Origin of the sequence: Lentzea sp., from assembly GCF_036380075.1 — a bacterium.
GTDB lineage: Bacteria > Actinomycetota > Actinomycetes > Mycobacteriales > Pseudonocardiaceae > Lentzea.
Genome location: NZ_DASVFL010000399.1, coordinates 1 through 26,419, shown reverse-complemented (window position 1 = coordinate 26,419; position 26,419 = coordinate 1). Strand labels below are relative to the sequence as shown.

At 71.7% G+C, this 26,419-nt stretch carries 23 protein-coding genes; 9 read left to right on the top strand and 14 right to left on the bottom strand.

The genetic code is table 11. The features are described from left to right. From VF330_RS41380 to VF330_RS41360, 5 genes are all read right to left on the bottom strand, one after another. The coding region (locus tag VF330_RS41380; protein WP_330857232.1) for a DUF6357 family protein at window positions 1-641 on the bottom strand (641 nt) is incomplete at its 3' end. Between the two features lie 3 nt (window positions 642-644). After that, the gene (locus tag VF330_RS41375; protein WP_330857230.1) at window positions 645-1,148 is read right to left on the bottom strand and encodes a hypothetical protein; all 504 of its coding nucleotides are present in this window, start codon (window positions 1,146-1,148) and stop codon (window positions 645-647) included. 23 nt (window positions 1,149-1,171) lie between these two features. Further along, window positions 1,172-5,575: an RHS repeat-associated core domain-containing protein gene (locus VF330_RS41370; RefSeq protein ID WP_330857229.1), complete on the bottom strand. Its 4,404-nt coding sequence runs from the start codon at window positions 5,573-5,575 to the stop codon at window positions 1,172-1,174. Then, window positions 5,572-5,889 (bottom strand): type VII secretion target, encoded by a 318-nt coding sequence (locus VF330_RS41365; protein WP_330857228.1) that lies wholly within the window; start codon window positions 5,887-5,889, stop codon window positions 5,572-5,574. Before VF330_RS41365 ends, VF330_RS41370 begins: the two co-directional genes overlap by 4 nt. Continuing rightward, on the bottom strand, window positions 5,886-6,314 hold the full coding sequence (locus tag VF330_RS41360) for a YbaB/EbfC family nucleoid-associated protein (protein WP_330857227.1): 429 nt from the start codon (window positions 6,312-6,314) through the stop codon (window positions 5,886-5,888). The genes VF330_RS41365 and VF330_RS41360 overlap by 4 nt, the downstream gene beginning before the upstream one ends. A gap of 325 nt (window positions 6,315-6,639) precedes the next feature. Here VF330_RS41360 and car point away from each other — a divergent pair, with 325 nt between their 5' ends. Further along, window positions 6,640-10,077: a carboxylic acid reductase gene (car, locus tag VF330_RS41355; protein ID WP_330857226.1), complete on the top strand. Its 3,438-nt coding sequence runs from the start codon at window positions 6,640-6,642 to the stop codon at window positions 10,075-10,077. A 15-nt stretch (window positions 10,078-10,092) separates the two neighbouring features. Here the strand turns inward: car and VF330_RS41350 are convergent, their stop codons facing one another. Continuing rightward, entirely contained in the window at window positions 10,093-10,857 is a 765-nt protein-coding gene (locus VF330_RS41350; RefSeq protein WP_330857225.1) for a GNAT family N-acetyltransferase, read from the bottom strand. A 118-nt stretch (window positions 10,858-10,975) separates the two neighbouring features. Between VF330_RS41350 and VF330_RS41345 the strand changes: the two genes are divergently transcribed. Further along, window positions 10,976-13,120 (top strand): ATP-binding protein, encoded by a 2,145-nt coding sequence (locus VF330_RS41345; protein WP_330857224.1) that lies wholly within the window; start codon window positions 10,976-10,978, stop codon window positions 13,118-13,120. 33 nt (window positions 13,121-13,153) lie between these two features. Next, window positions 13,154-13,846 carry an ankyrin repeat domain-containing protein gene (locus VF330_RS41340; protein WP_330857223.1) on the top strand — a complete coding sequence of 231 codons (693 nt, stop codon included), beginning with the start codon at window positions 13,154-13,156 and terminating at the stop codon, window positions 13,844-13,846. 15 nt (window positions 13,847-13,861) lie between these two features. Here the strand turns inward: VF330_RS41340 and VF330_RS41335 are convergent, their stop codons facing one another. The 4 genes from VF330_RS41335 to VF330_RS41320 all read right to left on the bottom strand — a co-directional run bounded on the left by VF330_RS41335 (window position 13,862) and on the right by VF330_RS41320 (window position 17,013). Beyond that, window positions 13,862-14,527 (bottom strand): SGNH/GDSL hydrolase family protein, encoded by a 666-nt coding sequence (locus VF330_RS41335; protein ID WP_330857222.1) that lies wholly within the window; start codon window positions 14,525-14,527, stop codon window positions 13,862-13,864. 155 nt (window positions 14,528-14,682) lie between these two features. Further along, window positions 14,683-15,849 (bottom strand): cellulose-binding domain-containing protein, encoded by a 1,167-nt coding sequence (locus tag VF330_RS41330; RefSeq protein ID WP_330857221.1) that lies wholly within the window; start codon window positions 15,847-15,849, stop codon window positions 14,683-14,685. Window positions 15,850-16,043: 194 nt separating this feature from the next. Continuing rightward, entirely contained in the window at window positions 16,044-16,346 is a 303-nt protein-coding gene (locus VF330_RS41325) for a hypothetical protein (protein WP_330857220.1), read from the bottom strand. 250 nt (window positions 16,347-16,596) lie between these two features. Next, complete coding sequence (locus tag VF330_RS41320) at window positions 16,597-17,013, bottom strand: DUF6892 domain-containing protein (RefSeq protein ID WP_330857219.1); 417 nt, start codon at window positions 17,011-17,013, stop codon at window positions 16,597-16,599. 231 nt (window positions 17,014-17,244) lie between these two features. Here VF330_RS41320 and VF330_RS41315 point away from each other — a divergent pair, with 231 nt between their 5' ends. The 6 genes from VF330_RS41315 to VF330_RS41290 are packed head-to-tail and all read left to right on the top strand — an operon-like array spanning window position 17,245 to window position 23,731. Beyond that, window positions 17,245-18,681: an APC family permease gene (locus tag VF330_RS41315; RefSeq protein ID WP_330857218.1), complete on the top strand. Its 1,437-nt coding sequence runs from the start codon at window positions 17,245-17,247 to the stop codon at window positions 18,679-18,681. Between the two features lie 34 nt (window positions 18,682-18,715). After that, window positions 18,716-20,704, top strand: coding sequence for a primary-amine oxidase (locus VF330_RS41310; RefSeq protein ID WP_330857217.1), 1,989 nt, complete (start codon window positions 18,716-18,718; stop codon window positions 20,702-20,704). After that, complete coding sequence (locus VF330_RS41305; RefSeq protein WP_330857216.1) at window positions 20,691-21,086, top strand: hypothetical protein; 396 nt, start codon at window positions 20,691-20,693, stop codon at window positions 21,084-21,086. The genes VF330_RS41310 and VF330_RS41305 overlap by 14 nt, the downstream gene beginning before the upstream one ends. Next, complete coding sequence (locus VF330_RS41300; protein ID WP_330857215.1) at window positions 21,083-22,534, top strand: aldehyde dehydrogenase family protein; 1,452 nt, start codon at window positions 21,083-21,085, stop codon at window positions 22,532-22,534. The genes VF330_RS41305 and VF330_RS41300 overlap by 4 nt, the downstream gene beginning before the upstream one ends. A 10-nt stretch (window positions 22,535-22,544) precedes the next feature. Further along, entirely contained in the window at window positions 22,545-23,102 is a 558-nt protein-coding gene (locus VF330_RS41295; protein WP_330857214.1) for a nuclear transport factor 2 family protein, read from the top strand. Continuing rightward, window positions 23,099-23,731, top strand: a complete 633-nt coding sequence (locus VF330_RS41290) for a response regulator transcription factor (protein ID WP_330857213.1) — start codon at window positions 23,099-23,101, stop codon at window positions 23,729-23,731. Before VF330_RS41295 ends, VF330_RS41290 begins: the two co-directional genes overlap by 4 nt. Here VF330_RS41290 and VF330_RS41285 read toward each other — a convergent pair. The 4 genes from VF330_RS41285 to VF330_RS41270 form a co-directional block, all read right to left on the bottom strand. Next, window positions 23,721-24,995 (bottom strand): amidase, encoded by a 1,275-nt coding sequence (locus tag VF330_RS41285; RefSeq protein WP_330857212.1) that lies wholly within the window; start codon window positions 24,993-24,995, stop codon window positions 23,721-23,723. The two genes, VF330_RS41290 and VF330_RS41285, sit on opposite strands and share 11 nt — an antisense overlap. Then, the gene (locus VF330_RS41280) at window positions 24,992-25,273 is read right to left on the bottom strand and encodes a hypothetical protein (RefSeq protein WP_330857211.1); all 282 of its coding nucleotides are present in this window, start codon (window positions 25,271-25,273) and stop codon (window positions 24,992-24,994) included. Before VF330_RS41280 ends, VF330_RS41285 begins: the two co-directional genes overlap by 4 nt. 13 nt (window positions 25,274-25,286) lie before the next feature. Beyond that, window positions 25,287-25,799 carry a flavin reductase gene (locus VF330_RS41275; RefSeq protein WP_330857210.1) on the bottom strand — a complete coding sequence of 171 codons (513 nt, stop codon included), beginning with the start codon at window positions 25,797-25,799 and terminating at the stop codon, window positions 25,287-25,289. Window positions 25,800-25,905: 106 nt separating this feature from the next. Beyond that, window positions 25,906-26,419 (bottom strand): HAMP domain-containing sensor histidine kinase (locus VF330_RS41270; protein WP_330857209.1); only part of this gene is annotated, 514 nt, incomplete at its 5' end.

The window sequence follows — 26,419 nt, the reverse complement described above, 5'->3', positions numbered from 1 at the left end:
GTGTCCTCTGTGGAAGCGAGGGCGCTGGACCGGTCGAACGTCAGCACCAGGCCGCGACCCTCGGCCGTGAACCAGGCGTTGACGGTGTCGCCGGTGCCGAACCCGTAGTGGGTGACGCCGGCGACCGTGACCGGCTCACGTCCGTCGGCGCGGGTCAGGACCTCCAGGCGGCGGCGCAGTGCACGCGGGTGCGTCCGCCGCAACACCGACCGATCGAACTCGGACCGCAGCTCCTCCTCGCCCCCGCGCACCCTGCGCGGGGCGACGGCGCGTTGTTCGAGGTGGGCCGTTCGGGCCCGCAGGAAGCTCTCGGCGTCCGGCAGCCAGGGCCCGTGGGGGTCGAGGGCGGCGAACCCGCCGCGGACGAACTCGGCCGCCAGCGTCCGGTGGTCGCCACTGCCCGTGACGACCCGGTACTCGGTGTGCGAGTCCTCGAACCCCCTGACCCGGCAGATCGCGCCGATGTCCACCATGAACACCAGCGCCTCTTCGGCTGCCGTGTCCTCCATGCAGAACGATGTGTTGTCCGCGGCCCGGTGGCGGGCGACGAACTCCAGGAACGCCTCGTCGGCGGGCCGGCCGTCGTCCGGCAGCCACTCCTGCTCGTTGTCCTTGTCGTCGCTGAAGGTCAGCGTGGTCATCGGTCACCAGCCTTCGACGAGTCCGTGCCAGAGCGACTTCTCGTCCACCGTCGGGTCGTTCTCCCGCACCAGCGCGAAGAACCGGTCCAGCCGGTCGAACGTGGCCTCCTCGAACGGTATCGCGCGCAGCGCCGCGTTCACGCCGTACCAGCGCCAGGCCGTGTCGACCAGCAGCGCGCCCGAGCCGTTGACCCAGAACCGCGGCACGGTCGCGGTCGGCAGCGTCGAGAAGCCCTCGACCGCGCCGGACGACGAGGTGAGCACGTCGGCGCCGGACAGGGTGGCCAGCCGGTGGTAGACGCGGTCCTCGTCCTCCACCGTGCCGGTGAAGGACGGCTGGAACCGCGAGGGCGCGATGACCGGCAGGCCCCAGCGCCGGTAGGCGGCGAGGTCGGCCGCGGGCACGTCCCAGTCGTCGAGCACGGCGGGCAGCACCTGCACCGACGGGTCGACCAGGGCGTCCAGCGGCGCGGTCAGCGAGTGTTCGTACAGCTCCAGGGGCTCCACGGCGTCCGATCCTAAGGCCTGTCCTAGGGGTGTCCCTGGCTCATCCACCTGTTGATCGCCGACCAGTTCTCGCGCGAGGTGCCGCTGAGGCTCCAGGTGATGGCGGCGTTCTTGTACTGGCCGACGATCCCGGCGCAGTCGTGGCCGGCGGACGAGCAGGGGACGCGTTCCGAGTAGACGCGGGTCACCTGGTCCGGGTGGATGCCGCGTGCCTGGAGCTCCGCCTGCATGATCTGTTCGCTGTGCAGACCACCGGGGTCGTTGGCCTGCACGAGGTACTGCTTGCCGTTCGGGGTGTCGTACTCGTACACGGCCACGTTCTGGTGCGAGCCGACGCCCTCGTTGATCCTGTGCTCGTAGGCCATCTTGCTCAGGTCGGTCTCGCCCAGGTGCACCGGGCCCTGGCGGCCGCACACCGCCAGGCCGAACGGGTCGATGAACAGCAGCGGGTTGCCCGCGTAGGCGTACGGGTTCGGTGACGGGGCCAGGCCCAGCGGGTCCGGCGACGTGTAGCGGCCTGTTCGCGGGTCGTAGTAGCGGAAGATGTTGTAGTGCAGGCCCGTTTCCGGGTCGTGGTACTGGCCGGGGAAGCGGAGCGGGCAGTCGGTGGTGGAGCGCGACGAGAGCAGTGCGCCCCAGGCCGAGAAGGTGGCTTGCCAGGCCAGGCGGCCGCCCGTGCCGACCAGCGCGGTGGGGCGGCCGATCTGGTCGGTCACCACGGCGTGGAAGCCCGCGCCGTCCAGCTGCGCCACCGGGGTGAAGGTGCCCGGTTCGTGCACCCACGTCGTGACGCCGGTGCCGGTGACGTGTTGTTCGGCCAGGTCGAACCCGTCCCAGGCGAAGTCCACGCGGAGGTGGCCCGCGATCTTGGCGCAGCGGCGGCCGACGGCGTCGTAGAGGTACCGCCAGGTCTGTCCGTCCGGTGTGGACACTTCGACCAGCTGGTCGAAGGCGTTCCAGCGGTAGCGCCAGAGCAGGGTCTGGCCGGAGAGGGTGCGGCGGCGGACCTCGCTCACCCTGCCCTGGCCGTCGTAGGTGAACGACGTGCGGCCGGCGGCGCGCAGGAGTCCGCGGTCGAACTCGCGCTGCCCCTCGGTGTCGCCGCCGGGCAGCCAGGCGGCGGCGGTGATGTTGCCCGCCGGGTCGTAGCCGTAGCGCTCGGAGTTGTCCGGGGTGTGGATCGCGGTGACGCGGCCCAGCACGTCCAGGTCGACGCGCTTCGCGCCCTCCCCCACCAGCTGGCCGTCGGGGCGCCAGGCGAACTGCCTGCGGTGCCCGGCGACGTCCTGCGCGAGCAGCCGGCCGGCGGGGTCCCAGGACTGGCCGACGACCGGGTGGCCGTCGAGGTGGTGTGCCACGGCGCGGCCCAGGCGGTCGCGGTCCAGCGTCAACGCGTGCGCGCCCGCCCGCACCGAGGTCAGGTGGCCCAGCTGGTCGTAGCCGAAGTCCACCGCGGTGCCCGACGGCGTCACGCGGCGCAGCCGGCGGCCGGACGGGTCGTAGCTGTTGGCGAGGACGCGGCCGTTGAACGACTCCGTGAGCACGCGGCCGGCCCGGTCGCGGGTTAGGACCAGCTCGCCCGCCTCGTTGGCCGCGCGGACCAGCCGCCCCTGGGCGTCGTAGGCGTAGGTGATCTCGGTGTCGTCGCTGACCTGCCGGACCCTGCGCCCCGCCGCGTCGTAGGAGTACGCGATGGTCTGGCCGGCCCCGTTGGTGCTGGACACGAGTCGTGAGGCCGCGTCGTAGGAGTAGGACACGGTGCGGCCGTGGAAGTCCTGCTCCTGCACCAGGTTCCCGACCGCGTCGTAGCGGTAGGTCCACGTGCGGCCCTGGGCGTTCGTCACGGCGGTGACGCGTTGTTCGGTGTCGTAGGCGAACGCGGTGCGCGCGCCGTCGGCCGTCACGCGCACGGCGGGCAGGTCGAAGTCGCCGATCTCGAACGTCGTCCGCCGCCCGCCGGGGTCGACGTGCTCGACCAGGTTGCCCTCGCCGTCGTAGCGCCAGGTCTCGCGGCCACCGTCGGGACCGAGCCGCCACGCGGGTTGCCCGTCGACCGTCCAGCCGTAGCGGGTCGTGCCCTCCAGCGGGTCGACGACGGCGACGAGCCGCCCGAACACGTCGCGCTCGTAGCGGTGCCGGTTGCCCCGCGGGTCGACCATCACGACCGGCAGTCCGGCGGCGTTCGTGGTGATGTGGCTGGTCGCGCCGGTCGCGTCCGTGCGGCTCGTGAGATGCCCGTTCGCGTCGTAGGTGGTGCGGACGACGCCGTTCGGGCCGCTCTCCGCCAGCAGGTTGCCGCGGTCGTCGTAGCTGTACTCGGTGGTCGCGACGCCGTCGGTGACCGAAGTGGACAGTCCGAGCTCGTTGTAGGCCATCCTCTTCACCGCGCCGTCCGGCAGGACCATCGCGACGACCCGGCCGGAGGAGTCGTACTCGTAGCGCGTCGTGCCGCCGAGTGCGTCCGTGCGGGCGAGCAGGCGGTCGTAGCGGTCCCATTCACTGGTGACGCTGTTGCCCAACGGGTCCACGGTCCGCACGATCTGCCGCAGCCCGTTGAGGTGGTAGACCGACTCGTTGCCCAGCGAGTCCTGCACGGTCGTCGCCGAGGCCTCGTAACGGAACCGGGCGTTGAGGATGCCGCCGGTCCCCTCGGCCCACGCCACCCGGCCGGAGGAGTCGAAGTGGTAGCGGTACTGAGTTCCCTTGCGGTCGGTCCAGCCGGTGATCCGGCCTTCGGTGTCGTAGTCGAAGACGTGCGGCAGTCCGGACGCGTTCGTGACGTGCGTGAGGTCGCCGGAGTCGTTGTAGCCGAACGACATCAGCGGGATGTCGCCCAGCCGGTAGCCCACGATCCGGCCGCGCGCGGTCTCGACGGTGACCCGGTAGCCGCCGGAGTGCCGGATCTCGAACGGCATCCCGTCCTCGTCGGCCAGGAAGTCGATGCGGTGCTGGTTGCGGTCGGTGATCGCCCGCAACGGCGCCAGCCCCGCGACGCCGGACGGTGTGAAGTGCAGGACGTGCCCGTTCGGCCGGGTGATCCGGTACGTGCCGTCGGCGTCGAGCGTCAGCGGCCAGCGCGGTCCCTCCACCGGCAGGACCGCCACTCCGACGACTGGTGTCGGGTAGACGAGCATGATCGCGTCGGCGCCCGCGAAGCACACGCCCTGCGCGTCGACCTCCAGCCGTTGGTCCACAGTGGACGACCACGAGCGGCCGAACAGCCTGCCGACGCGGTAGGACGAGATGTGGGTGCGTTGCAGCACCAGGCCGAGCTCCGCGGGCAGGGTCACGTCGGTCTGGGTCAGGAACATGTCGCCGGTGACGACGTCGACCGGGTCGCCGCAGCCCGTGCGGTTCTCGGCCTCCTGGGCGGTCGACCGGGGCTCCTCGGTCTGGCCGCGCACGGACGAGTCCTCGCCCGGTGGCCTGCCGTTGCCGGAAGGCTCCCCCGGCGTGCCGCTCTCACCGGACGTGTGCGTCTCACCGCCGGTGTGCGGCTCACCGCCGGCACGAGGTTCCCCGCCGGTGTGCGGTTCCGCGCTCGACACGTGGGTTTCCCCACCAGTACTGGACACGTGCGTCTCACCGCCGCCGCCACCGCCCGCGTGCGGTTCGGCCGACGAGACGTGCGTGCCGCCTTCGCCGTGCGGGACGTGCGGTTCGGAGCCGCCGCGGCCGTGCAGCGCGTTCATGACCTTCTGGACGCCCTGCCAGATCTCCTCGAGCTTGCTCATGATCGGCCGCAGCTTCTCGACCGAGTTGATCAGCTTCTTGATCGTGGCGCCGATCTTCTCCGTCCACGCCGCCACCTGCTCCACGACCTGAGCGATCACGAACGGCGTGCCGAGTCCGAGGGAGAACACCTCCTCCAGCGCGTCCTGGATGAAGTCGCCGACGGCCTGCGTGACCATGTCGCGCACCAGGCCGCGCACGACGCCGGTGATCACGCCGACGACCTTCACGACGGTGCTGATGGCGTTGGCGCACGTGACGATCGTGGACAGCCCGTTGAGCTTGCCCGCCACGTGCTGCCGGTAGGCGTCGGCGGCAGCTCCGGTCCAGTTCGCGGTGTCCTTGGCGACGGCGTCCGCGAGGGACTTCCCCGCTTCCTGGACGGCCTTCGCGACGTTCGCCCAGGTCTGCGAGTAGGCGGCGATCTGGTCGGCGTCGCCCGCGAGCATGTTCAGCCCGTCCTGCAACGGTTTCACGTGCTCGATCAGCCAGTTGAGGCCGTAGGAGATCAGCGTGCCGACCGGGTTCATCGCCATCGTCAGCAGGTCCATGCCCGCGCCGAGGGCCGAGATGCCGCCCTCGACCCAGCCGCCGGACTCGACCGCGTCGTACACGCCGGCCGCGTCGTCGACCAGGTTGATGCCGGTGTGCCAGGTGGTGGAGTCCTGCTTCTGGGCCAGCAAGGGGTTCGTCACGAGAGTCTCCCGTGGAGCGCGGTGAAGCTGTTCGCGGTGCTCTTCTCGACGGCGGCGTACTGCTCGGCGGTCGCCTCGACCTCGTTCGCCACGTCGGTGACCGCCTGCTGGGCCATCCGCAACGTGAGCAGGCCCGGTGCGCTGACCGCCATGACGATCGGCACGAACAACGGGCCGGTGATCATCCCGTACGCCTGCACGCCGACGGTGACCTGACCGGCGGCCTCCACGGCCTGGCCGAGCGCGTCCGCGACCTTCCGCACGGCCCCGGCGTGCGCGGTCAGCTCGCTGGAGACGACCTCGTAGCCGCTCACCTGTCCATCACCGACCCGAAGTCGTCGTCGTCATCGGAGGCGGCGCGCTTCGGCCGCGGCGGTGGATCGTCGGAGACGGGTTCGGGGAACTTGGCGCGGTAGTTGCCGACGACGGTGCTGACGGTCCGCGGGTCGTCGCCGATCGTCTCCGCCATCACCTCGGCGAGCTTCTCCGGCAGCTTGGCCTGCGCGCGGCGCATGGTCAGCAGGACGTCCCGCGCCACGTCGTCGTGGCCCTTGATGCGCAGGTCGACGACGTTGCCGCCGGAGTCGACCGTGACGGTCACCGGCCCCTCGGTGTCGGTGACCGAGATCTGCCGCGCCTGCACGCTCATCGCCTGGTAGCGCTCGGCCTTCGCCTTGGCCTGGGCGACCCAGGCGTCGATCCCCGCGCTCGCGCTTCCGTTCGCTGCCGGACCAGTCATCGCGATCCCTCCGCCGTTCGGGCGCTCGGTGCGACGAACAGGGTGAGCCCGCAGTTCCCGGCCGCGGAGGAAAACCGCCGCGCGCCATCCCATTGGCCGATGACAAAGGGGAAGCCGCCGTCAAACCCGCTCTCACCTGGCCAAACGCGTGATTTCCGACATCGGGGACAGGACAGGTGGTTCCGGCGGGTGCCGTGGCCGCGTGGACACGATGCCGGACCGGGGCTTGCTCCGAATCGATCTTGACACCACCCCGGTGCGGTGATCGTCTACAGCTCGGGGGGAATTCCCTTACTAACGAACGGATTTGGTGACAGCAGTGGGTGTGGGTTCCGCGGGTGCACTATCCCCCGATCCGGCGATCACGCGGCAGATCCAGGAACCGGGCCTCGCGCTGGGGACAACGCTGGAACGGCTGATGACCGGCTACGCCGACCGTCCCGCCGTGGCGGTGCGCGAGGCCGAGACGGTGACCGACCCGGCGACCGGCCGCCGCACCCGGCGGCTGCTGCCCGGTTTCACCACCCGCACCTACGGCGAGCTGTGGGCCGACGCGGGCGCCCTCGCGGCGGAGTGGGCGGCGCGGGGCATCGGCGCCGGCGACTTCGTGGCGACGATCGGGTTCACCAGCGGCGAGTACCAGGCGGTGGACCTGGCGGCGATCCGGCTCGGCGCGGTGACCGTGCCGCTGCAGCCGAACGCGCCGGTCGCGCAGCTGCACGAGATCCTGGCCGAGACCCGGCCCCGGATCCTCGCCTCCAGCGTCGAGTACCTCCCCAAGGCGGCCGCGCTGCTGCGGGAGGCCGAGGGAGCCCGACTCGCTCTGGTATTCGACCTGCACGCCGACGTCGACGAGGAACGCGACGCCTGCGCCGAGTTCTCGGACGCGGTGGCCGGAACGGGCGTCGAGGTGGCCACGTTCGCGCAGCTGCTCGACCAGGGCCTGGCGCGTCCGGCCCCGCCGGTGCACGTGCCGGCGCCAGGCGAGGACCCCCTGGCGTCGTTGATCTACACCTCGGGCAGCACCGGCAGTCCCAAGGGGGCGATCTACACCCAGCAGTCGGTGCGCCAGCTGTGGATCAGCGGCAAACGGGGCGACTTCCCGGTGGTCAGGATCAGCTACATGCCGATGAGCCACGCGTTCGGCCGCACGATCATCAGCGGTGCGCTCGGCAGCGGTGGAACCGTCTGCTTCTCCGCCCGCAGCGACCTCTCCACGCTGTTCGAGGACATCGCCCTCGCCAGGCCTACGCAGCTCATGGCAGTGCCGCGCGTCTTCGACATGCTCTTCCAGGAGTACCAGGGCCTGCTGAGCCTGCGAGCGGGTGAGCTCTCCGACGAGCGCGAGCGCGACGCCGCGGTCAAGGAGGACCTGCGCACCCGAGTCCTGGGCGGCCGGATCGTGGAGGCGCTGGTCGGCAGCGCTCCGATCTCCGCGGAGATGAGGAGGTTCGCCGAGGAGTGCCTCGGTGTACCGCTGACCGTAGGTTACGGCGCCACGGAGTTCGGGACGGTCCTGCGCAACGGCAAGCTGCAGCGCCCGCCGGTCATCGACTTCCGCCTGGCCGACGTCCCCGAGCTCGGCTACTTCCACACCGACCAGCCGCATCCGCGCGGCGAGCTGCTGCTCAAGGCCGAGTCGATGTTCCCCGGCTACTTCCGGCGGCCGGAGCTGACCGCGTCGGTCTTCGACGACGAGGGCTTCTACCGCACCGGCGACATCATGGCGCTCACCGGACCGGACGAGCTGGCCTACGTCGCCCGCCGCAACAACGTGCAGAAGCTGTCGCAGGGCGAGTTCGTCGCCCTGTCCAAGCTCGAGGCGGAGTACACGGCCGATCCGCTGATCCGGCAGATCTACGTCTACGGCAGCAGCGAGAGGGCCTACCTGCTGGCGGTGGTCGTGCCCGCCGAGGCCGCGGTGCGCGAGGCGGGCGACGCGGAAGCGCTGCGGCCGAGGCTCGCCGAGGCGTTGCGGCGGATCGCGGCCAGGGCCGGGCTCGAACCGTACGAGATCCCCCGCGACTTCCTGATCGAGACCGAGCCGTTCAGCGCGGAGAACGGCCTGCTGTCCGACGTGCGCAAGCTGCTGGTCCCGAGGCTTCGTGAGCGCTACGGCGACAAGCTGGAGGCCCTCTACGCGGACCTGGCGCGCGGCGAGACCGACGAGCTGCAGGCGTTGCGGCGTGGCGGACCGGACCAACCCGTCGGCGAGACGGTGGCGAGGGCGGCGCGGGCGATGCTCGGTGGCGGCACGTCGGACCTGGACGACGAGGCTCGTTTCATCGAGCTCGGCGGCGACTCGCTGTCCGCGGTCTCGTTCGCGTCGTTGCTCGGCGAGATCTACCGCGTCGAGGTCCCGGTCGGCGTGCTGCTCGGCCCGTCCGGCACCCTGCGGGGCATCGCCGCGCACGTGACGGCACAACTCGCGTCCGGCAGCGCCAGGCCCACGTTCGCCTCGGTCCACGGCGCGGACGCGACCGAGATCCGGGCCACCGACCTGACCCTCGACGAGTTCCTCGACCCGGCGGTGATCGCGGCGGCACCCGCCCTGCCCCGGCCGAGCGGACCTCCCCGGGTCGTGCTGCTCACCGGCGCGACGGGCTACCTCGGCCGGTTCCTCTGCCTCGACTGGCTCGAACGCTTCTCCCGCACCGGCGGGAAGCTCGTGTGCGTCGTGCGCGGCGCCGACGACAAGGCGGCCCGCGAGCGGCTCGACGCCACGTTCGACACCGGCGACGCCGCGTTGCTGAAGCTCTACGGCGAGCTGGCCGAGGAGCACCTCGAAGTGCTGGCGGGCGACCTCGCGGAGCCGTTCCTCGGACTCGGCGAACGGACCTGGCAGCGGCTCGCCGGCGAAGTCGACGCCATCGTGCACCCCGGCGCGCTGGTCAACCACGTGCTCCCCTACGAGCACCTGTTCGGCCCGAACGTCGTCGGCACCGCCGAGCTGATCCGGCTCGCGCTCACCGACCGGATCAAGCCGTTCACCAACGTGTCCACGGTGGGCGTCGGGAACCAGGTTCCGCCCGGCGAGTTCACGGAGACCGCCGACGTCCGCACGATGGGCGGGGTGCGGCGGCGCAACGACGACTACGCCAACGGCTACTCGCTGAGCAAGTGGGCCGGCGAGGTGCTGCTGCGGGAGGCGCACGAGCGGTGCGGGCTGCCGGTGACGGTGTTCCGGTCGGACATGATCCTCACCCACAGCCGCTTCACCGGTCAGCTGAACGTGCCGGACATGGTCACCCGGCTGGTGCTCAGCCTGGTGGCCACCGGCCTCGCCCCGAGGACCTTCTACCGCAGCGCGGACGGCACGCCGCCCAGGGCGCACTACGACGGCCTGCCCGTGGACTTCATCGCCGAGGCCGTGAACGTCCTGGGCACCCGCGACGTCGAGGGCCACCGCACGTACCACGTGTTCAACCCGCACGACGACGGCATCTCCCTGGACACCTTCGTCGACTGGCTGGCCGAGGCGGGCACCCCCATCACGCGGATCGACGACTACGACGAGTGGCGCCGCCGCTTCGAGTCGGCGCTGCGCGACCTGCCGGACGCGCTCCGCCAGGCGTCGCTGCTCCCCCTGCTGCACGCCTACCGGACGCCGGCCGACCCCGCGGGTGACGGCGAGGCGCTCACCCGGCAGTTCCGGGAGGCCGTGCAGCAGGAGAAGCTCGGCGAGGCCGGGGAGATCCCGCACATCACCCGCGAGCTGGTGCTCAAGTACGTCAGCGACCTGCGGCAGCTCGGGTTGCTGTAGGGGCGGCTTTCAGGTTCACGATGCCGGGGCGTCGGGTGTGATGCGCCCCAGCATCTTCTCCAGGTGGCCTTCCGACGCGGCGTGCGCGTAATAGCCGTGGTAGAGGTCGGTGAGCACGCGTACCACCCCGGCGGGGGCGAGCGTCGCATTGTCGCGAAGTCCCCGCCACAACAGGGTCATCGGCACCAGCCCACCGGGATTCGCGAGGTCGGGCATGAAGTAATCGTTCAGTGACGCCACCGGCAGCGCGCCCCACCGTTCGTAGAAAGCCAGCCGGCGCACCAGAAGGGGATCACGTCCCGGTGTCCGGACCGGGTCCTCGACCTCCAGCACGACCCCGGACACCGATCCCTCGGCCTGGAGGTCGGCCGCGATCGTGGAGAGCACAGCGGCACCCGTCCCGGTGCCGCGCGTCGAAGGCAGCACGGCCAGGTACTCGAGGTAGGCGGCCTCGGACGACGGGAGGAGCAACGCGGTGGCGAACCCGGTCAGGTCGCCGCCGGCCGAGTGGGCCGTCCACAACCACGTGCTGTCGCGCCGGGACACCGTGTCCTGTTCGCTGCGTTCGCCGGGCGGGAACGCTTCCTCCCAGATCGACCTGATCCGCCGGTAATCGACGTCGGACACGCTTTGCCAGTCGCGTCGGCGCACCGACGGCGGGCCGGTTTCGCTACCACGGCTATTCATGTGCGCCGAGACTAGTGGATGATGCGTCACGCGATCCGGGAAGTCTTCGACACCGAAACTATTCTCGCTTCCCGCGAATTTCTTCGTGCTCATTTGTCATTCCGGTGACCGGCGTGGCGCTGTAACATTCCGGCGCCCCATCACGAAGTGGGAACAGGCCGGCGCCGCATCGCCCGCTTTGTCAGGTGCAGATCGACACGAGGTGCCAGGAGTGAGCGTCACCAGCAATGGCAACGAGGTGGGCGGCACCGTCACGGGCTCGGTTCTGCAGGCCGGCTCGGTGCAGGGCGGAGTGCACTTCCACCACGTCGACCACTCGTGGGTGACGCCGCAGCAGCTGCCCGGCGCGTTCCCCTACTTCGTGGGACGCGCGGCGGAGCTCTCCCAGTTGACCGCGGCACTCGACGACGTCTCGTCGGAAGTGACGACGCTGGTCATCTCCGCGGTCAGCGGGACGGCGGGCGTGGGCAAGACGACCCTGGCCGTCCACTGGGCGCACCAGGCGGTCGCGCGGTTCCCGGACGGCCAGCTGTACGTGAACCTGCGGGGGTTCGACCCGTCCGGTGTGCCGGTGCACCCGGCGGACGCGATCCGCGGGTTCCTCGACGCGTTCCAGATCGCCCCCGATCGCATTCCCACCGGCTTCGACGCGCAGGTCGCCCTGTACCGGAGCCTGCTGGCCGAGCGGCGGGTGCTGGTGGTGCTCGACAACGCCCACAGCTCGGAACAGGTGCGCCCGCTGCTGCCCGGCAACCCGACGTGCGCGGTGCTGGTCACGAGCCGGGACCGGCTCACCAGCCTGATCGCCAGGGAGGGCGCGCTGCCCCTGACCCTGAAGGTCCTGTCCGACGAGGAGGCGGTCGACCTGCTGACCCGGCGCCTCGACGCGTGCCGGGTCGACGCGGAACCCGAGGCGGTCCAGGAGATCATCGCGCTCTGCGCCCGCCTCCCGCTCGCGCTGGGCCTGGTGACGGCCCACGCGGCCACGCACCCGGACCTGCCGCTGACGACCCTGGCCGAGGAGCTGCGCGACGAGCGGGTGCGGCTCGACGTCCTCGACGCCGGCGACAGCCACAGCGGCGCCCGCGCGGTCTTCTCCTGGTCCTACCGCGCCCTCACCGACGGCGCGGCCGCGTTGTTCCGCCTGCTCGGCGTGCACCCCGGACCCACCATCAGCCCACCGGCGGCGGCCGCGCTGGTGGGTGTTCCCGTGTCCGAGGTGCGGGCGCCGCTGGCCGAACTGACCCGCGCCCACCTGCTGGAGCAGCCGAGCGCGGGGCGGTACCAGTTCCACGACCTGCTGCGCAGCTACGCCGCCGAACTGGCCGCCGCCGAGGAGACCGACGCACGGCGGCACGCCGCGGTCCGCCGGATGCTCGACTTCCACCTGCTGACCTGCTCGGCCGCCGATCGCCGGATCGCCCCACAGCGGGAGCGCGTCGAGCTGCACCCGCCGGCACCGGACGTGCACCCGCTCGACATCGCCGACGAGGAGCAGGCACTGGCCTGGTTCGTCGCCGAGCACGCCACCCTGCCGGTCATCATCGACCAGGCGGTCCGGTGCGGACTCGACGTGCACGCCTGGCAGCTGGCGTGGACGCTCGCGACCTACCTCGAACGCCAGGGGCACTGGCAGGAGTGGGTGGCGACCCAGCAGGCCGCGTTGTCGGCCGCGACGCGCCTGGACGACCGTGCGGCTCAGGCCCGCGCCCACCGCCTCCTCAGCCGCGCCGCCATCCGCCTGGGGCGCTACGACGAGGCGGTCCCCCACCTCCAGCGCGCCCTGGACCTGTACCGGGACCTGGGGAAACCGATCGGCCAGGCGCGCACGCACATAGCGTTCAGCTGGGTGCGCGAGCTGCAGGAGCTCTACCCGGAGGCGGTCGACCACGCCGCACGGGCCCTGGACCTGTTCCGCGCCGCCGGGAACCGGGCGGGAGAGGCCCGCGCCCTCGACCAGCTCGGCTGGGAGCAGGCCCTGCTCGGCGACCACGCGCGGGGGCGTGCGAACTGCGAGGCGGCCCTGGCGCTGTTCCGGGAGCTGGGGCACCGGCCGGGACTGGCCGACACCCTCGACAGCCTCGGCTACATCCACCACCACCTCGGCGACCACGCGCAAGCCGTCCGCCACTACGAGCAGTCCATCGCCCTGTCCTCCCAGCTGGGCGACTACTACACCGAAGCCACCACGTGGGCACGCCTGGGCGACGCCTACCTCGGCGCGGGCGAGCACCTCACCGCCGCCCGGATGTGGCAGCAGGCGCTCACCCTGCTCGACCGGCTCTCCCACCCGGACGCCGACGACGTGCGGACGAAGCTCGCCGCGCTGGAGCCACCGGCACCGCCCGGCGCGTAAGGTCCGTCCTCTGCGGCCACCCCGGGAGAAGCGATGACGCCGGTCACCGAAGCACACACCACAGCACTGATCGTCGCCGTCCACACCGGCGCCACCGACGCGCTCCGGCGGCTGCTGAGCGATCACCCCGAGCTCGCCACCGCCCGGTTCGACGGCCGCACACCGCTGCACCTGGCCACCGACTGGCCCGGCCACTTCCCGAACGCCGCCGCCACGATCACCGTGCTCGCCGAAGCGGGCGCCGACGTGAACGCGCGGTTCGAGGGCTCGCACACCGAGACACCGCTGCACTGGGCGGCCAGCAGCAACGACGTCGCGGCCCTCGACGCGCTGCTGGACGCCGGCGCCGACATCGACGCCGACGGCGCCGTCATCGCGGGCGGGACGCCGTTGACCGACGCGAGGGCCTTCGCGCAGTGGGACACCGCGCGCAGGCTCGTCGAACGCGGTGCCCGCACCACGCTCGCCGACGCCGCGACGCTCGGTCTCCTCGACCGCGTGCGGGCCTGCTTCCCCGGTGCGACGAGCGACGAAGCCGACGAGGCGTTCTGGGGTGCGTGCCACGGCGGTCAGCGACCGTGCGCCGAGTTCCTGCTCGCTCAAGGAGCCGACCTGAACTGGTTGCCGCCGTGGGAACCGCTGACCCCGCTGGACGCCGCTCTGCGCAGCGGGGCGGCCGACCTCGTGCAGTGGTTGCGCGAGCAGGGCGCCCGGTCGGCGAGCTGACGACGGCCGGGCGCGTCAGGCGACCAGGTCCAGCCAGGCCTCGGCCAGGGCGCTGTGCCCGGCCGGACTCGGGTGGACGCCGTCGTCGGACCACCGTTGCGGCTCGCCCAGGTCGGCGAACAGGCGGTCGGCGGCGAGCAGTTCCGCGCCGTAGCGGGCGGCGAGCCGGTGGACGACCTCGATGCGCGGCTCCAGGTCGGCGCGCCACCGCGTGCGCTCGTCCGGGCCGATCCGCACCCGGTGCAGGCCGGTGTCGAGGTGCAGCTCGTGCTCGACCACGCCGTCGACCGGCAGCAGGAACGGCTCGACCAGGACCAGCCGGGTGTCCGCAAGCGGTGCGAGCAGGCGGTCGTAGGTGGCGGCGAACTCCTCCACCGGCGACAGCCGGGCGCCGGGGACCATCGCGGGCAGACCGACGTCGTTGATGCCGACGAGGATCGACAGCACGTCCGGTCGGGCGTCGAGCACCTCCGCCTGCCAGCGCGCCTCGAGGTCGGCGACCGTGTCGCCGGGGTGGCCGGTGTTGAGCCAGGTGACCGGGCGGTCGGGGTGCTCGAAGCACCACCGGCCGGCGACCTGCAGCGGGTAGGCGGCGCGGTCCTCGCCGGGCGGGCGCCAGAGCGTGGTGATGGAGTCGCCGGTGAACATGACCCTGCTGCCGGGGTCGAGCGTGATCGTCATGGTTCCGACCCTGACCCGGTGCGCTGGCAGGCCCCGCACGCCGGGCTGGCATCGAGCTGGTCGGCGTATCAGACGGCTCTCAGGCCGCCGGCCGGTACGACCAGGGCTCGCCTGGTCGTACCGGCCGGGGCTGTGGACCTCAGGAGCAGGGGGCCTCAGGAGCAGCCGACCCGGGACGCCGCCAGCACGACGTCGTCGAACCACAACGTGTCGTCGCCGTTGCCGTAGCTCTCCCAGCCGAGCCGGAAGTCGGTGAGCGCCGGCCGCCACCCGCTGCGGCGCAACCACTGCGAGTCGACGTCCGGTGTGGACACACCGTCCGCGCGCAGGCCCACCACCTCGGTGCCGTTGACCCAGGTCCGCAGTTCCGAGCCGGTGATCCCGAACTCGACGCAGGTCCACTGGTTCAGCGGCAGCGGGGTGCTCTGCGCGACCCCGTTGGGACTCTGCTCCGGCAGGGTGGCGTCGTCGGACTCGCGGTTCCACTGCAGGGCGCGGTTCTGGCCGCCCATCCGCAGGTCCTTGCCGCCGTCGGCGGTGTCCTTCATGGCCGCGAAGGTCACGTGCGCCTCGGGCAGCGCGGTGGTGTGCCGCACGTAGAACCGCGCGTACAGGCCGGATCCGGTCGTTCCCCTGGTGGTCGCGAGGAACACGTGGTTGCAGTAGCCGGCCCGGCCGTCGATCCGGATCGACTTGGCGCCGCTGTGCGCCGTCGAGCTGTCGACGGTCGCGGTGCCGGACCCCTGGCAGTTGGGGAACTTCAGCGACCAGTCGCCGCCCGGCGTCGTGCCGGTCTGGTTCTCGAAGCCGTCGCAGAACGCGCCACTCGAACAACTCGGTGGCGGGACTTGAGGTGTGGTCGTCGTGGTTGTCGTCGTGGTCGTGGTGGTGGTCGTCGTCGGCGGGTTGGTGTCGTTGCACCGCACGCCGTTGAGGGTGAAGTCCGCCGGGGTCTCGTTGGTCCCCTGGTAGGTGCCCTGGAATCCGAACTGGACGGACGCGCCGGTGGCGATGGCGCGGTTGAACGTCTGGTTCCGCGCGGTCACGACCTTGCCGGACTGCGTGACGTCGGCGCTCCAGCCGGAGGTGACGCGCTGGTCACCGGCGAAGGTCCACGTCAGCGTCCACCCGTCGATCGGGGTGCTGTTGTTGGTGATCTTGACCTGGGCGACGAAGCCGTTGCTCCACTGGTCGACCTGGTACCCGACGGCGCACGCGGGCGCGTCCACCGCTTGCACGGAAACGGGATTGGCGATGACGGCGGCCGCCATCGTGACGGCTGCCGCGACCACGGCCAGCACCCCGCTCGTTCTCCGACGCATGTGTTCTCCTGACGTGGTCGACCCATGGCGGCGGAGAAGGAAACGCGGACCACAGAGTTCGCCTCTTGCGAGAGCTAAAACAAGGGTCCATCCGGGTCTGCCCGTGGTCACTCAACGTCAAAGGCGGCCACACCGTTGTGCTGCCTGGGCCCCGCGCGTGGTCAGGCTGGTGACCATGCGCGAGGCCCAGGGACTTACTCGGAGGCCTTGGCCACCGCAGCCTTGAGCGGCGCGAACTCCTCGGACTTGAGGCGGTCCAGTAGCGCCCAGCGGTTCCTCAGGTTCGCCGCGCGGGTGTTGTACACGTCGCGGACCAGCACCCAGATGTCACCGTGGAACGTGTTCACCTCGTGGCAGGGAATGCCGGCCTTCGGCTTCCTGCTGGTGAACGGCACGACCGTGACCAGGTCCTCGGGACCTGGCTTGGGGTCCGCCTTCAGCACGACGACCTTCACGTTCCTGTCGTTCTTGATCAGACCAGCGCGGATCGCGGGCATGGAGAGGTCCTCCTGGTTCGGGGGTTCCGGGAGAGCGAGCGCTTCTCAGCGCGGGAGTGCGGCGCTGTCTCGCCGCTGCCACCACACTCGCCGAGAACTCTCCTGACCGCCCCGTCCTTTCGGCCACCGGCAGCACGCGTACGACGAGCGGCCGTCCGCGATCGCGCCGGACCTATCCCCTTGCCGTCGGTGAGCGGTCATCAGTCATCTTCAGCCGCGCGGGCTGCATACGACCGACACGCCGTACGGCTCAGAGCCACTCCGCCTGGATCCCGCGGGCCCGCAGCGCCTCCAGCACCCGGTCGTCACCCGTGTAGAGCAGCGTCATCGACTTCAACCCGGGAAAGTGCCGCACGTCGTCGAACTCCGCGACGTCGAACAGCCCGTCCTCGCCGTCCCACCCCGGCGCGATCTCCATGTAGATCTGGTTGCCACCGTCCATGTAGATCTCGGTGATCTTCTCCGCCAGCTCCGCGGGGACCTCCAGCGCCTCGAAGTACGCCAACGCCTCGGGCACGGCTTCGAAACTCAGGTCGTCGTAGGTGAAGCCCTGCTCGGCGGCGTACGCGCGCAGGTCGAACCTCGGCAGCAGGTCCTGGTTGTACATCAGCTCCTGGACGACGGCGAGCTTGAAGTTGGTGTCGGTGAACGGGATCGGCTGGCTCATGCCCGAACCGTATAGGCCGGGCATGGATCTCCGCCGGGCTTCGCCGGATGTCGGGGGCGGGCGGAGGTGATTGATAAGAACGATCATCCGGTTGAGACGAGGTGACCGGAGAGCAAACTATCCGATTGACAAGTTTGCGGTTCTGGCTGACGCTGGTGCACGTCAACGGCGATGTCCCCGCCGGGTCACCGCCCTCTGGATCCCGCACCGCGGTCCTCGTGGAGGCGCTCGATGTCAAACGCGGATTCACCCCGAACAAGCCTGAAGCGGAACGCCTTCGGCGTGCCCGGCATCCTGTTCTTCGTCCTGTCCGCCCAGGCTCCGCTGACCAGCATCGTGGGCGCGGCCTGCCTCGCGGTCGCCATGGGCAACGGCGCCGGCGCCCCCGGCGCGTACCTGGCCGTCGGGCTGGTGGTCATCCTCTTCGCCGTCGGGTTCACGACCATCACCCGTCACCTCGACACCCGCGGCGGGTTCTTCGCGGTCATCCGCGCCGGGCTCGGCCTGCGCGCCGGTGCCGGCGGGTCGCTGCTCGCGCTGCTGTCCTACAACGCCGTGCAGTTCGCGATGGACGGGCTGCTCGGCGCGAGCACGTCGGGGCTGGTCAGCCGCCTCGCCGGGGTCGAGTCGCCGTGGTGGCTGTGGTCGTTGCTGTCGATCGCGCTGGTGCTGTTCCTGGGCTCGCGCAAGGTGGAGCTCGGTGCCCGTGTGCTCGCCGTGCTGGTCGCGGCCGAGCTGGTGCTGCTGACGGCGTTCGCGATCGGTGTCCTCGTCAGCCGCGGCACCGGCGCGCTCGACGTCGCGGCCAGCTTCGGGCCGTCGGCCGTGCTGGCGGGGGCGCCCGGGATCGCGATCATGTTCGCGATCGCGTCCATGTTCGGGTTCGAGTCCACGGCCATCTACTCGACCGAGGCGCGCGATCCCCGGAGGACGGTGCCGCGCGCCACCTACGTCGCGGTCACGCTCATCGCGGTGTTCCTCGCGTTCGTCACGTGGATGCTGGTCGTCTACTACGGTGCCGGCTCGGTCGGCGAGGCCGCGGGCAACGCCCTCGCGAGTGATCCCGCCGTGTTCGCGCTGGCGCCGCTGGAGAACGTGCTCGGCGGCTGGGCGAGCACCGCCGCGGACGTCCTGCTGTGCACGTCCCTGTTCGCCGGCGTGCTCGCGTTCCACAACATGATCACGCGCTACTTCCACGCCATGGCGGGCAGCAACCTGTTCCCGGCCGTCCTGGAGCGCACCAACCGCCACCAGGCGCCGGCTGTCGCGTCGCTCGCGCAGTCGCTCGTCGCCGCCGCGGTCGTCGCCCCGTTCGCGGTGCTGGGGCTCGACCCTGTCGCCAAGCTGTTCAGCTGGTTCAGCGGGCTCGCCGTGGCCACGCTGGTCGTGCTCTACATCCTCACGTCCGCAGCCGTGATCGCCTACTTCCGCCGCCACCGGGTGGAGCCGAACCGGTGGACGACGTTCGTCGCGCCCGCGCTGGCGGCCGTCCTCATGCTCGGCGTCCTCGCCCTGGTGGTGAACAACTTCGGCATCCTCACCGGCGGCAGCAGCCTCACCGTGGTGCTCCTGCTCGCCGCCATCCCCGTGGCGTTCGCGATCGGCTGGGGACGCGTCCGCGCCCAGGCGCCGACCCAGGGGACGACCGAGGTCGTCGAGCCCGCCTGACCTGCCCACCGACCGACCGCGCGTGAGGAACACGATGTCTCTGCAGACGCTGCCCACCACCCCCGCACCGGCCGCCGGCGCGGCCCGGCACCCGCTGGCCACCCTGACCCCCGACGAGGTCCTGCGCACCCGCGAGGTCCTCGACGCGGCCGGGCTGGCCGGCGCGCACAGCAGGTTCTCGTACGTGATGCTGCGCGAACCGGACAAGGCCGACGTGCTCGCCTGGGACGGGACGCGGGAGCTGCCGCGCGAGGTGTCGCTGCTGCTGACCGAGGTGGACAGTTCGGCGGTCTCCGCGCTCGTCGTGGACGTGTCGGCCGGTCAGGTCGTGTCGCGGACCGAGCTCGACCCGGCGGTCGCGGGCTTCGGCCCGTGCCTGGACGAGGACTACGAGCTCGTCGAGCAGATCGTCAAGGCCGACCCCGGCTGGCTCGCGGCGGTCGCCAAGCGCGGCATCACCGACGTCGCCAAGGTCAGGCCGGTGCCGCTGTCGGCGGGCGTGTTCGGGTACGACGACGAGGTCGGCAACCGGGTCTACCGCGTGCTGAGCTTCTACCAGGACCACCCCACCGACTCGGCCTGGGCGCACCCGGTCGGCGGCGTCATCGCGCACGTCGACGTCAGCAACCGGCGGGTTCTCCGCGTCGTCGAGACGCACGTCGAGCACACGCCGCAGGAGTCAGGCGACTACCTCGACCCGGCCTACCGCGGCCCCGAACGCACCGGCCTGAAGCCCATCTCGATCACCCAGCCCGAGGGCGTGTCGTTCTCCGTCGAGGACGGGGTGCTGCGCTGGCAGAACTGGGCGGTGCGGATCGGCTTCAACGGTCGTGAAGGCCTGACGCTGCACCAGCTCTCCTTCGACGACGCCGGCACCGAGCGGCCGATCCTCTACCGGGCGTCGGTCGCGGAGATGGTCGTCAACTACGGCGACCCCGGCCCGACCCACGGCTGGCAGAACTACTTCGACCTGGGCGAGTACCAGTTCGGGCGGCTCGCGAACTCGCTCGAGCTGGGGTGCGACTGCCTCGGCGAGATCACCTACCTCGACGCCGTCGTCGTGGACGACCACTGCGCGCCGAAGACGATCCGCAACGCGATCTGCATCCACGAGGAGGACTTCGGCGTCCTGTGGAAGCACAACGACATCTTCTCCGGCTCGTCGGAGACCCGCCGCCAGCGCCGCGTCGTCGTGTCGTTCTTCGGCACGGTCGGCAACTACGACTACGGCTTCTACTGGTACCTCTACCTCGACGGCACGATCGAGCTGGAGGTCAAGGCCACCGGCATCCCGTTCCCGTCCGGCTACGACGGGCGGGACCCGCACTTCACGGAGCTGGCGCCCGGCGTCGGCGCGCCCGTCCACCAGCACCTGTTCTCGGCGCGGCTCGACTTCGCCGTGGACGGCGTGCGCAACCAGGTCGACGAGCTGGAGGTCGTGCCGGTCGAGACGGGCCCGGACAACCCGTGGGGCAACGCGATCCGGCGCTCGCGGACGAGGCTGCGCACCGAGCAGCAGGCCCGTAGGCAGGCGGCGTCGCACCTGAGCCGGGTGTGGGCGGTCTCCAGCGCGGAGCGGTCGAACCGGCTGGGCGAACCGACGTCGTACGTGCTGTACCCGGAGGGGCAGCCCGCGTTGCTGGCCGACCCCGGCTCGTCGATCGCCGCACGGGCCGCGTTCGCCCGCCACCACCTGTGGGTCACGCGCTACGACCGCGACGAGCTGTGGCCGTCGGGTTACACGGTGAACCAGAACCCCGGTGGCGACGGCCTGCCCGCCTACGCCGCCGGCGACCGGGACATCGACGGCGAGGACCTCGTGGTGTGGCACACGTTCGGTCTCACGCACTTCGTGCGGCCGGAGGACTGGCCGATCATGCCGGTCGACTACACGGGCTTCAAGCTGAAGCCGCACGGGTTCTTCGACCGCAACCCGACGCTCGACGTGCCCGACCTCAACCGTGCGGCCGTGGACTCGTGCTGTGCCACCGAGAACGGGACGAACGGTCATGGCCACGCGTGAGGTCGTGCGGCGCGGCACCGCCGTCCTGGCCGGTGCTGGCGCTCTGGCCCACCTCGTCAGCGCTCTGTCCACATCGGACCTGCTGCTCGGCGTCATGGGCGCGCTGTGCCTGCCGTGCGCGGTCCACCTCTGGAAGCACGACGACCGGCGAACCCTGGCGCTGGTGGCGTTCGGCGCCATCGGCATGGTCGCCGCCCACCTCCACCTGCTCGCCCCCTCCGCGACGGCCCACCGGCACGGCGTCGCGGCCCAGCCCACCACCCACGTCCACGACCCCGCCCTCCTCGTCCTGCTGGTCGCGCTCGAATGCGCGGTGGTGGCGGGCGTCTGGTGGGTCGCACCCACCGCCGTGGACCTCGACCCGACCGGGAGCACCGCATGACGAACACCCTGACGTCACCGACCGAACTGTTCCTGGACGGCACCTGGAGCGGGGGCGGCGCGGGCACGTTCACCGCCGTCAACCCCAGCACGGGCGGGGCGATCACCGAGATCGCCTCCGCCGACGCGCGGGACGTCGACACCGCCGTCGCCGCCGCCACGAGAGCTCTGCACGGCGACTGGGCCGCCGTTCCGCCGCCGGCCAAGGGCGCGCTGCTGAACAAGCTCGCCGACCTGGTCGAGCGGGACGCGGAGACCCTGGCCCGGCTGGAGGCGCTGGAGCTGGGCGTCCCGTTCGGCTTCGCGAACGCGCTGTTCGTGCCGAACCTGGTCGGCTCGCTGCGCTACTACGCCGGCTGGGCCGACAAGATCAACGGCGAGGTCCTGTCCAGCGCCAGCTACTTCGGTGCCCCCACGCACGCCTACACGCGGCGCGAGCCGATCGGGGTCATCGCCGCGATCGTGCCGTGGAACGCGCCGTTGATGATCCTCGGCTGGAAGCTCGCCCCGGCGCTCGCGACCGGCAACGCCGTGATCGTCAAGCCCGCCGAGGACGCGACGTTGTCGATCCTGCACCTCGCGAAGCTGGTGCAGGAGGCCGGTTTCCCGGCGGGAGCGGTCCAGGTGCTGCCCGGCATCGGCGCCGTCACCGGCGAGGCCCTCGCCGTGCACCCCGGCGTGCACAAGGTCAGCTTCACCGGCTCCACCGAGACCGGCCGCCGCATCCTGCGCAACAGCGCGGGGAACTTCAAGCGCACGACGCTGGAGCTCGGCGGCAAGTCACCGCAGATCGTCTTCGAGGACGCCGACCTGCCGGCGGCGATCCAGGGCGCCGCGATGGGCCTGTTCTCCAACCAGGGCCAGGTGTGCGCCGCCGGCACGCGCGTCCTCGTGCACCGCGACGTGTACTCCGCCGTGCTGGACGGGCTGAAGGAGGCCGCGGAGGCGCAGGTCGTCGGCGACCCGTTCGACCGGGCCACCACGATGGGCCCGCTCGTGAACGCCTCCCAGCGGGACAAGGTGCTGGGCTACGTCGAGAAGGGCAGGGCCGAGGGCGCGACGCTCGTGACCGGCGGCTCCCCCGTCGACGGCCCCGGTTTCTTCGTCAACCCGGCCGTGTTCGCGGGCACCAACGAGCACACCATCGCGCGGGAGGAGATCTTCGGCCCGGTCGGCACGGTCATCCCGTTCGACACCGACGCCGAGGCCGTCGCACTGGCCAACGACAACGACTACGGCCTCGCGGCCACCGTCTGGACCACCGACCTCGGCCGGGCGCACTCGGTCTCCGCGGCGCTGCAGGCCGGTGCGATCGGCGTCAACGGCTGGTCGCCGCTCGGCCCGCAGCTGCCCTGGGGCGGCCTGAAGGCGAGCGGCGTCGGCCGCGAGCTGGGCTACGAGGGCGTCCTCGCCAACACCGAGGTCAAGACCGTCACCATCGTCCTGTGAGGAAGCCGCGATGACTCTGGAGAACACCGTCGCCGACCTGGCCCGCCGCGTCACCGTCCTGGAGGCCGAGGCGGACATCCGCAGGCTCCAGGCGCGGTACATGTTCCTGTGCGACACGCCCTGCCCCGAGTTCGGCGTCCTCGACGACGACCACCGCATCGACCTGATCATGGACCTCTACACGGCCGACGCGGTGTGGGAGGGCGTCGGCGAGTACTACGACGGCCAGTTCGGGCGGGCCGAGGGCGCGGACGCGATCCGCGCGCACTTCCAGCGGTTCTGGGGCGAGAAGCAGGAGCCGGAGCTGCTGCTGAACGCGCACTACCTCACCTCGGAGCAGATCCACGTCGACGGCGACGAGGCGACCGGGCAGTGGATCCACATGCAGCCGTGGCTGTTCTCCGACGGCAAGTCGCTGCTGCGGTCCAGCCGCCTCAACAACTCCTTCCGCCGCACCGGGAAGGGCTGGCGGATCACCCGCACCCGCACCGAGAACGTCTTCGTCGCCCCGCTGGCACCGGACTGGGCGAGCGACCACCCGTTCACGTCGGTGCTCATGAAGCCGTGACATCGCAAGGCAACGAGCTGCCCGCCCCGGTGGTCCACGTCGTCGACGACGACGTGGACCTGCGGCAGTCGCTGGTGTTCCTGCTGGAGAGCGTCGGGGTGCAGGCGCTCACCTACCCCGACGCCACGACGTTCCTCGCCGAGTTCGACCGCGACGAGCCGGCCGTGGTCATCGTGGACGTGCGCATGCCGGTCGTCAGCGGGTTCGAGCTGCAGGACCGGCTCGTCGAGCTCGGCTACCCCGCGCCGCTGGTGTTCTGCTCCGCCCACGGCGACATCCCGATGTCGGTCCGCGCCCTCACCAGGGGCGCCGTCGACTTCCTGGAGAAGCCCTACCAGCCGCAGCGGATGGTCGAGCTGGTGCAGGCGCAGCTCGTGCAGGCACGGCACCGGTTCGCCGAGCACGCCCGCCGACGGGCCGTGAGCGAGCGGCTGGAGACGCTGACCCAGCGCGAACGCGAGGTGCTCCAGCTCGTGGTCGACGGCCTGCCGAGCCAGGTCATCGCGCACCGGCTCGGCACCAGCGTGAAGACCGTCGACGTGCACCGCGCGCGGATCAAGTCGAAGACCTGCGCCGACAGCCTCGGCACGCTGGTCCGCGACATCCTGACCTGCGGCATCACCGTGTGACCACCGCGGTGGTGCCGCACACCACGTCCTCGGCCCAGCGCGCGGCGGCGAGCAGGGCGGTCTCGCCGCGGTCGCGGCCGACGAGCTGGAGTCCCAGCGGGAGACCCCGCTCGTCCCGCAGACCCGGCACGGTGACGACCGGCAGGCCGAGCGCCTGCCAGCCGCGGCTGAGCACCGGGTCCCCGGTCGCCGCCATGCCTTCGGGCGCGGGTCCGGGGGTGGCCGGGCCGATCACGGCGTCGTACTCCGCGGTCCACGCCACGACGTCGCTCTCGGCCGCGGCGACGACCAGCCTGGCCGCCTCGTAGTCCGCGTCCGGCGTCGCGGCTCCGGTCCGCAGCAGGGTGGCGAGCGGGGAGCTCAACCGGTCGGCCTGGGCGAGCTCCGCGGCACGTTCGCGCGCCGCCTCGTACGCCATCACGACCGGGTGCGCCGCGGCGACCTGGGCCACGAGCGACTCGCCGGGGAACGCGTCCACCACCGCGCCGGCGGCCCGCATCCGGTCGGCCACCGCCGAGAGGCCGTCCCGCAGCGCGGGCGCCACCTCGGCCTGCTTCTCGCCGCTCCACAGCAGCAGCCGCGGCGGGCGCGGCGCGGCCTCGGGCTCCCCGGTCAGCGCCGACCAGGCGAGCGCGACGTCGGACGCCGTCGCCGCGAACACGCCGTGGCTGTCCAGGCCCGGGCTGAACCCCGTGACCCCGGTGACGGGGAACCGGCCGCGGCTCATCACCAGCGCGGCGATCCCGCAGAACGACGCGGGCCGCGTGACCGAACCGGCCGTTTGGGAACCGAGGGCGAGCGGCACCTGCCCGGACGCGACCGCCGCGGCCGAACCGCTCGACGAGCCGCCGGGGGTGTGGCCGGGCGCGGCCGGGTTGTGCGTCGGTCCTGGGTGGAAGTACGCGAACTCGGTGGTGACGGTCTTGCCGATCGGCACGGCACCGGCCGCGCGCCACGCCCGCACGATCGCCGCGTCGGCCGTGGCGGGAGGGGCGTCGGCGCGCAACGGGGAACCGCAGCGGGTGGGCAAGCCGGCGAGGTCGATGATGTCCTTGACGGCCAGGGGCACCCCGCCGAGAGGTCCGGAGGTGGTGAGGTCGAGCGCCTCGGCCTGGACCACCCACGCGCGCAGCTCGCCGTCGGTCGCCTCGATCCGCCGCCGGGCCCGTGCCGCGGCGGCGTCCGGCGTGGTCCGCCTGGTGGTCAGCTCGGTGACGAGCTCCCGCAGCGACCACGGCCGGAACAGCCCCTCGTGGCGGCTCACGGCTGCGCCCAGGCGGCGTCGGCGGTCCAGTAGTCCACGCCGCCCGCGCTGACCGCGTGCCGCCAGTCCGACGTGCGCCGCAGCTGCGGTTCCACGCGGGCGGTCACGGCGTCGGCGGCGGCCGGGCCGTCCTCGGGCACCTGCCAGTGCACCCAGCCGAGCTCGCGGCCCCCGGCGTCGTGGACGAACAGGTCCACGTGCCGCCAGCCGTACCCGTGCGTGTCGTTGTAGCAGGTCAGCGTCATGCGCTGCCCCTCGTTCGCGGCAGGTCCGGTCACGGGTCCCCCTCTGTCAGGCGCTGACGGGCTGGGCGGCCAGGTTGTGGAAGCGGCGCTGGAAGTAGACCAGCGCCCCGCTCTCGGCACTGGTCAGCACCTTCTCGACCTCGACGAACAGCACGGAGTGCGAGCCCTGGCCCTGCTCGGCGACGATCCGGCCGACGAGCGAGGCGGGCGCGCCGCGCAGCACGGGCACGCCCTCGGTCTCGAGGTCCCAGTCGTCGGCGGTGAACCGCTCGGCCGTGGGGACGCGGGTCGCCCCGGCGAAGTGCATCGCCAGGTCCTCGTGGTCGGCGCCGAGGACGTTGACGCAGATGCGGCCGTTCGCGACGAGCACCTCGCGGGAGCGGCTCTCCCGGTTCACGCAGACCAGCACGGTCGGCGGCGCGTCGGTGACCGAACAGGCCGCGCTCACGGTGATGCCCGCGAGCCCGTGCGGGCCGTCGGTGGTGACGACGTTGACCGCCGCCGAGAGGTTGGCCATCGCGGCGCGGAACTCGCGCTGGGACCGGGTCAGCTCGGACACGACTCCTCCTCGGTGGTGCGGCAAGCTCGTTGTCCTTCGGTTCCGACCGTACGAGCCGTCGCCGGGCGCCGACATCGAGAGTTCCCCTCGCCCGGCTAAGGGATTCCTAACGCGGGCCGTCGAGCGGCAGGGCGAACCCGAAGCGCGACCCTCCCCCTGCGCGGTGCTCCGCCCAGATGCGGCCGTGCTGGCGGGTGATGATCCGGTGACTCAGCGCCAGGCCGATGCCGCTGCCGTGCTCCTTGGCGGTGAACGACTCCTCGAACGGGTCGCGCGGGAACCCGCGGCCCCGGTCGTCGACCGTCAGCACGCCCTCACCGCCCACGACGGAGGTGCTGACCACCACGCGCCGGTCCGGCGGGCACTCGGCCATCTCGTCGACGGCGTTGAAGCACAGGTTCAGCACCACCTGCCCGGTCAGCACCCGTTCGCACCGCACGGGAACCCCGTCGGCAGACCGGCGAAACTCCACCTCGACCCCGGCCGGTTCAGCGCGCAGCCGGACGACGTACAGGCACTCCTCCACGACGTCGTTGAGGTCGGCCACCTGGCTCAGGTGCTCCAGGTGGCCGACGAACGCCCGCAGCGACCCGACGATCGTGCTCGCGCGCTCGATCTGC

Coding starts and splice junctions, on each gene's coding strand:
- VF330_RS41330 (WP_330857221.1), bottom strand. CDS start 15,849: ATGCGTCGGAGAACGAGCGGGGTGCTGGCCGTGGTCGCGGCAGCCGTC.
- VF330_RS41315 (WP_330857218.1), top strand. CDS start 17,245: ATGTCAAACGCGGATTCACCCCGAACAAGCCTGAAGCGGAACGCCTTC.
- VF330_RS41310 (WP_330857217.1), top strand. CDS start 18,716: ATGTCTCTGCAGACGCTGCCCACCACCCCCGCACCGGCCGCCGGCGCG.
- VF330_RS41350 (WP_330857225.1), bottom strand. CDS start 10,857: ATGAGCACGAAGAAATTCGCGGGAAGCGAGAATAGTTTCGGTGTCGAA.
- VF330_RS41335 (WP_330857222.1), bottom strand. CDS start 14,527: ATGACGATCACGCTCGACCCCGGCAGCAGGGTCATGTTCACCGGCGAC.
- VF330_RS41295 (WP_330857214.1), top strand. CDS start 22,545: ATGACTCTGGAGAACACCGTCGCCGACCTGGCCCGCCGCGTCACCGTC.
- VF330_RS41300 (WP_330857215.1), top strand. CDS start 21,083: ATGACGAACACCCTGACGTCACCGACCGAACTGTTCCTGGACGGCACC.
- VF330_RS41320 (WP_330857219.1), bottom strand. CDS start 17,013: ATGAGCCAGCCGATCCCGTTCACCGACACCAACTTCAAGCTCGCCGTC.
- VF330_RS41305 (WP_330857216.1), top strand. CDS start 20,691: ATGGCCACGCGTGAGGTCGTGCGGCGCGGCACCGCCGTCCTGGCCGGT.
- VF330_RS41360 (WP_330857227.1), bottom strand. CDS start 6,314: ATGACTGGTCCGGCAGCGAACGGAAGCGCGAGCGCGGGGATCGACGCC.
- VF330_RS41325 (WP_330857220.1), bottom strand. CDS start 16,346: ATGCCCGCGATCCGCGCTGGTCTGATCAAGAACGACAGGAACGTGAAG.
- VF330_RS41340 (WP_330857223.1), top strand. CDS start 13,154: ATGACGCCGGTCACCGAAGCACACACCACAGCACTGATCGTCGCCGTC.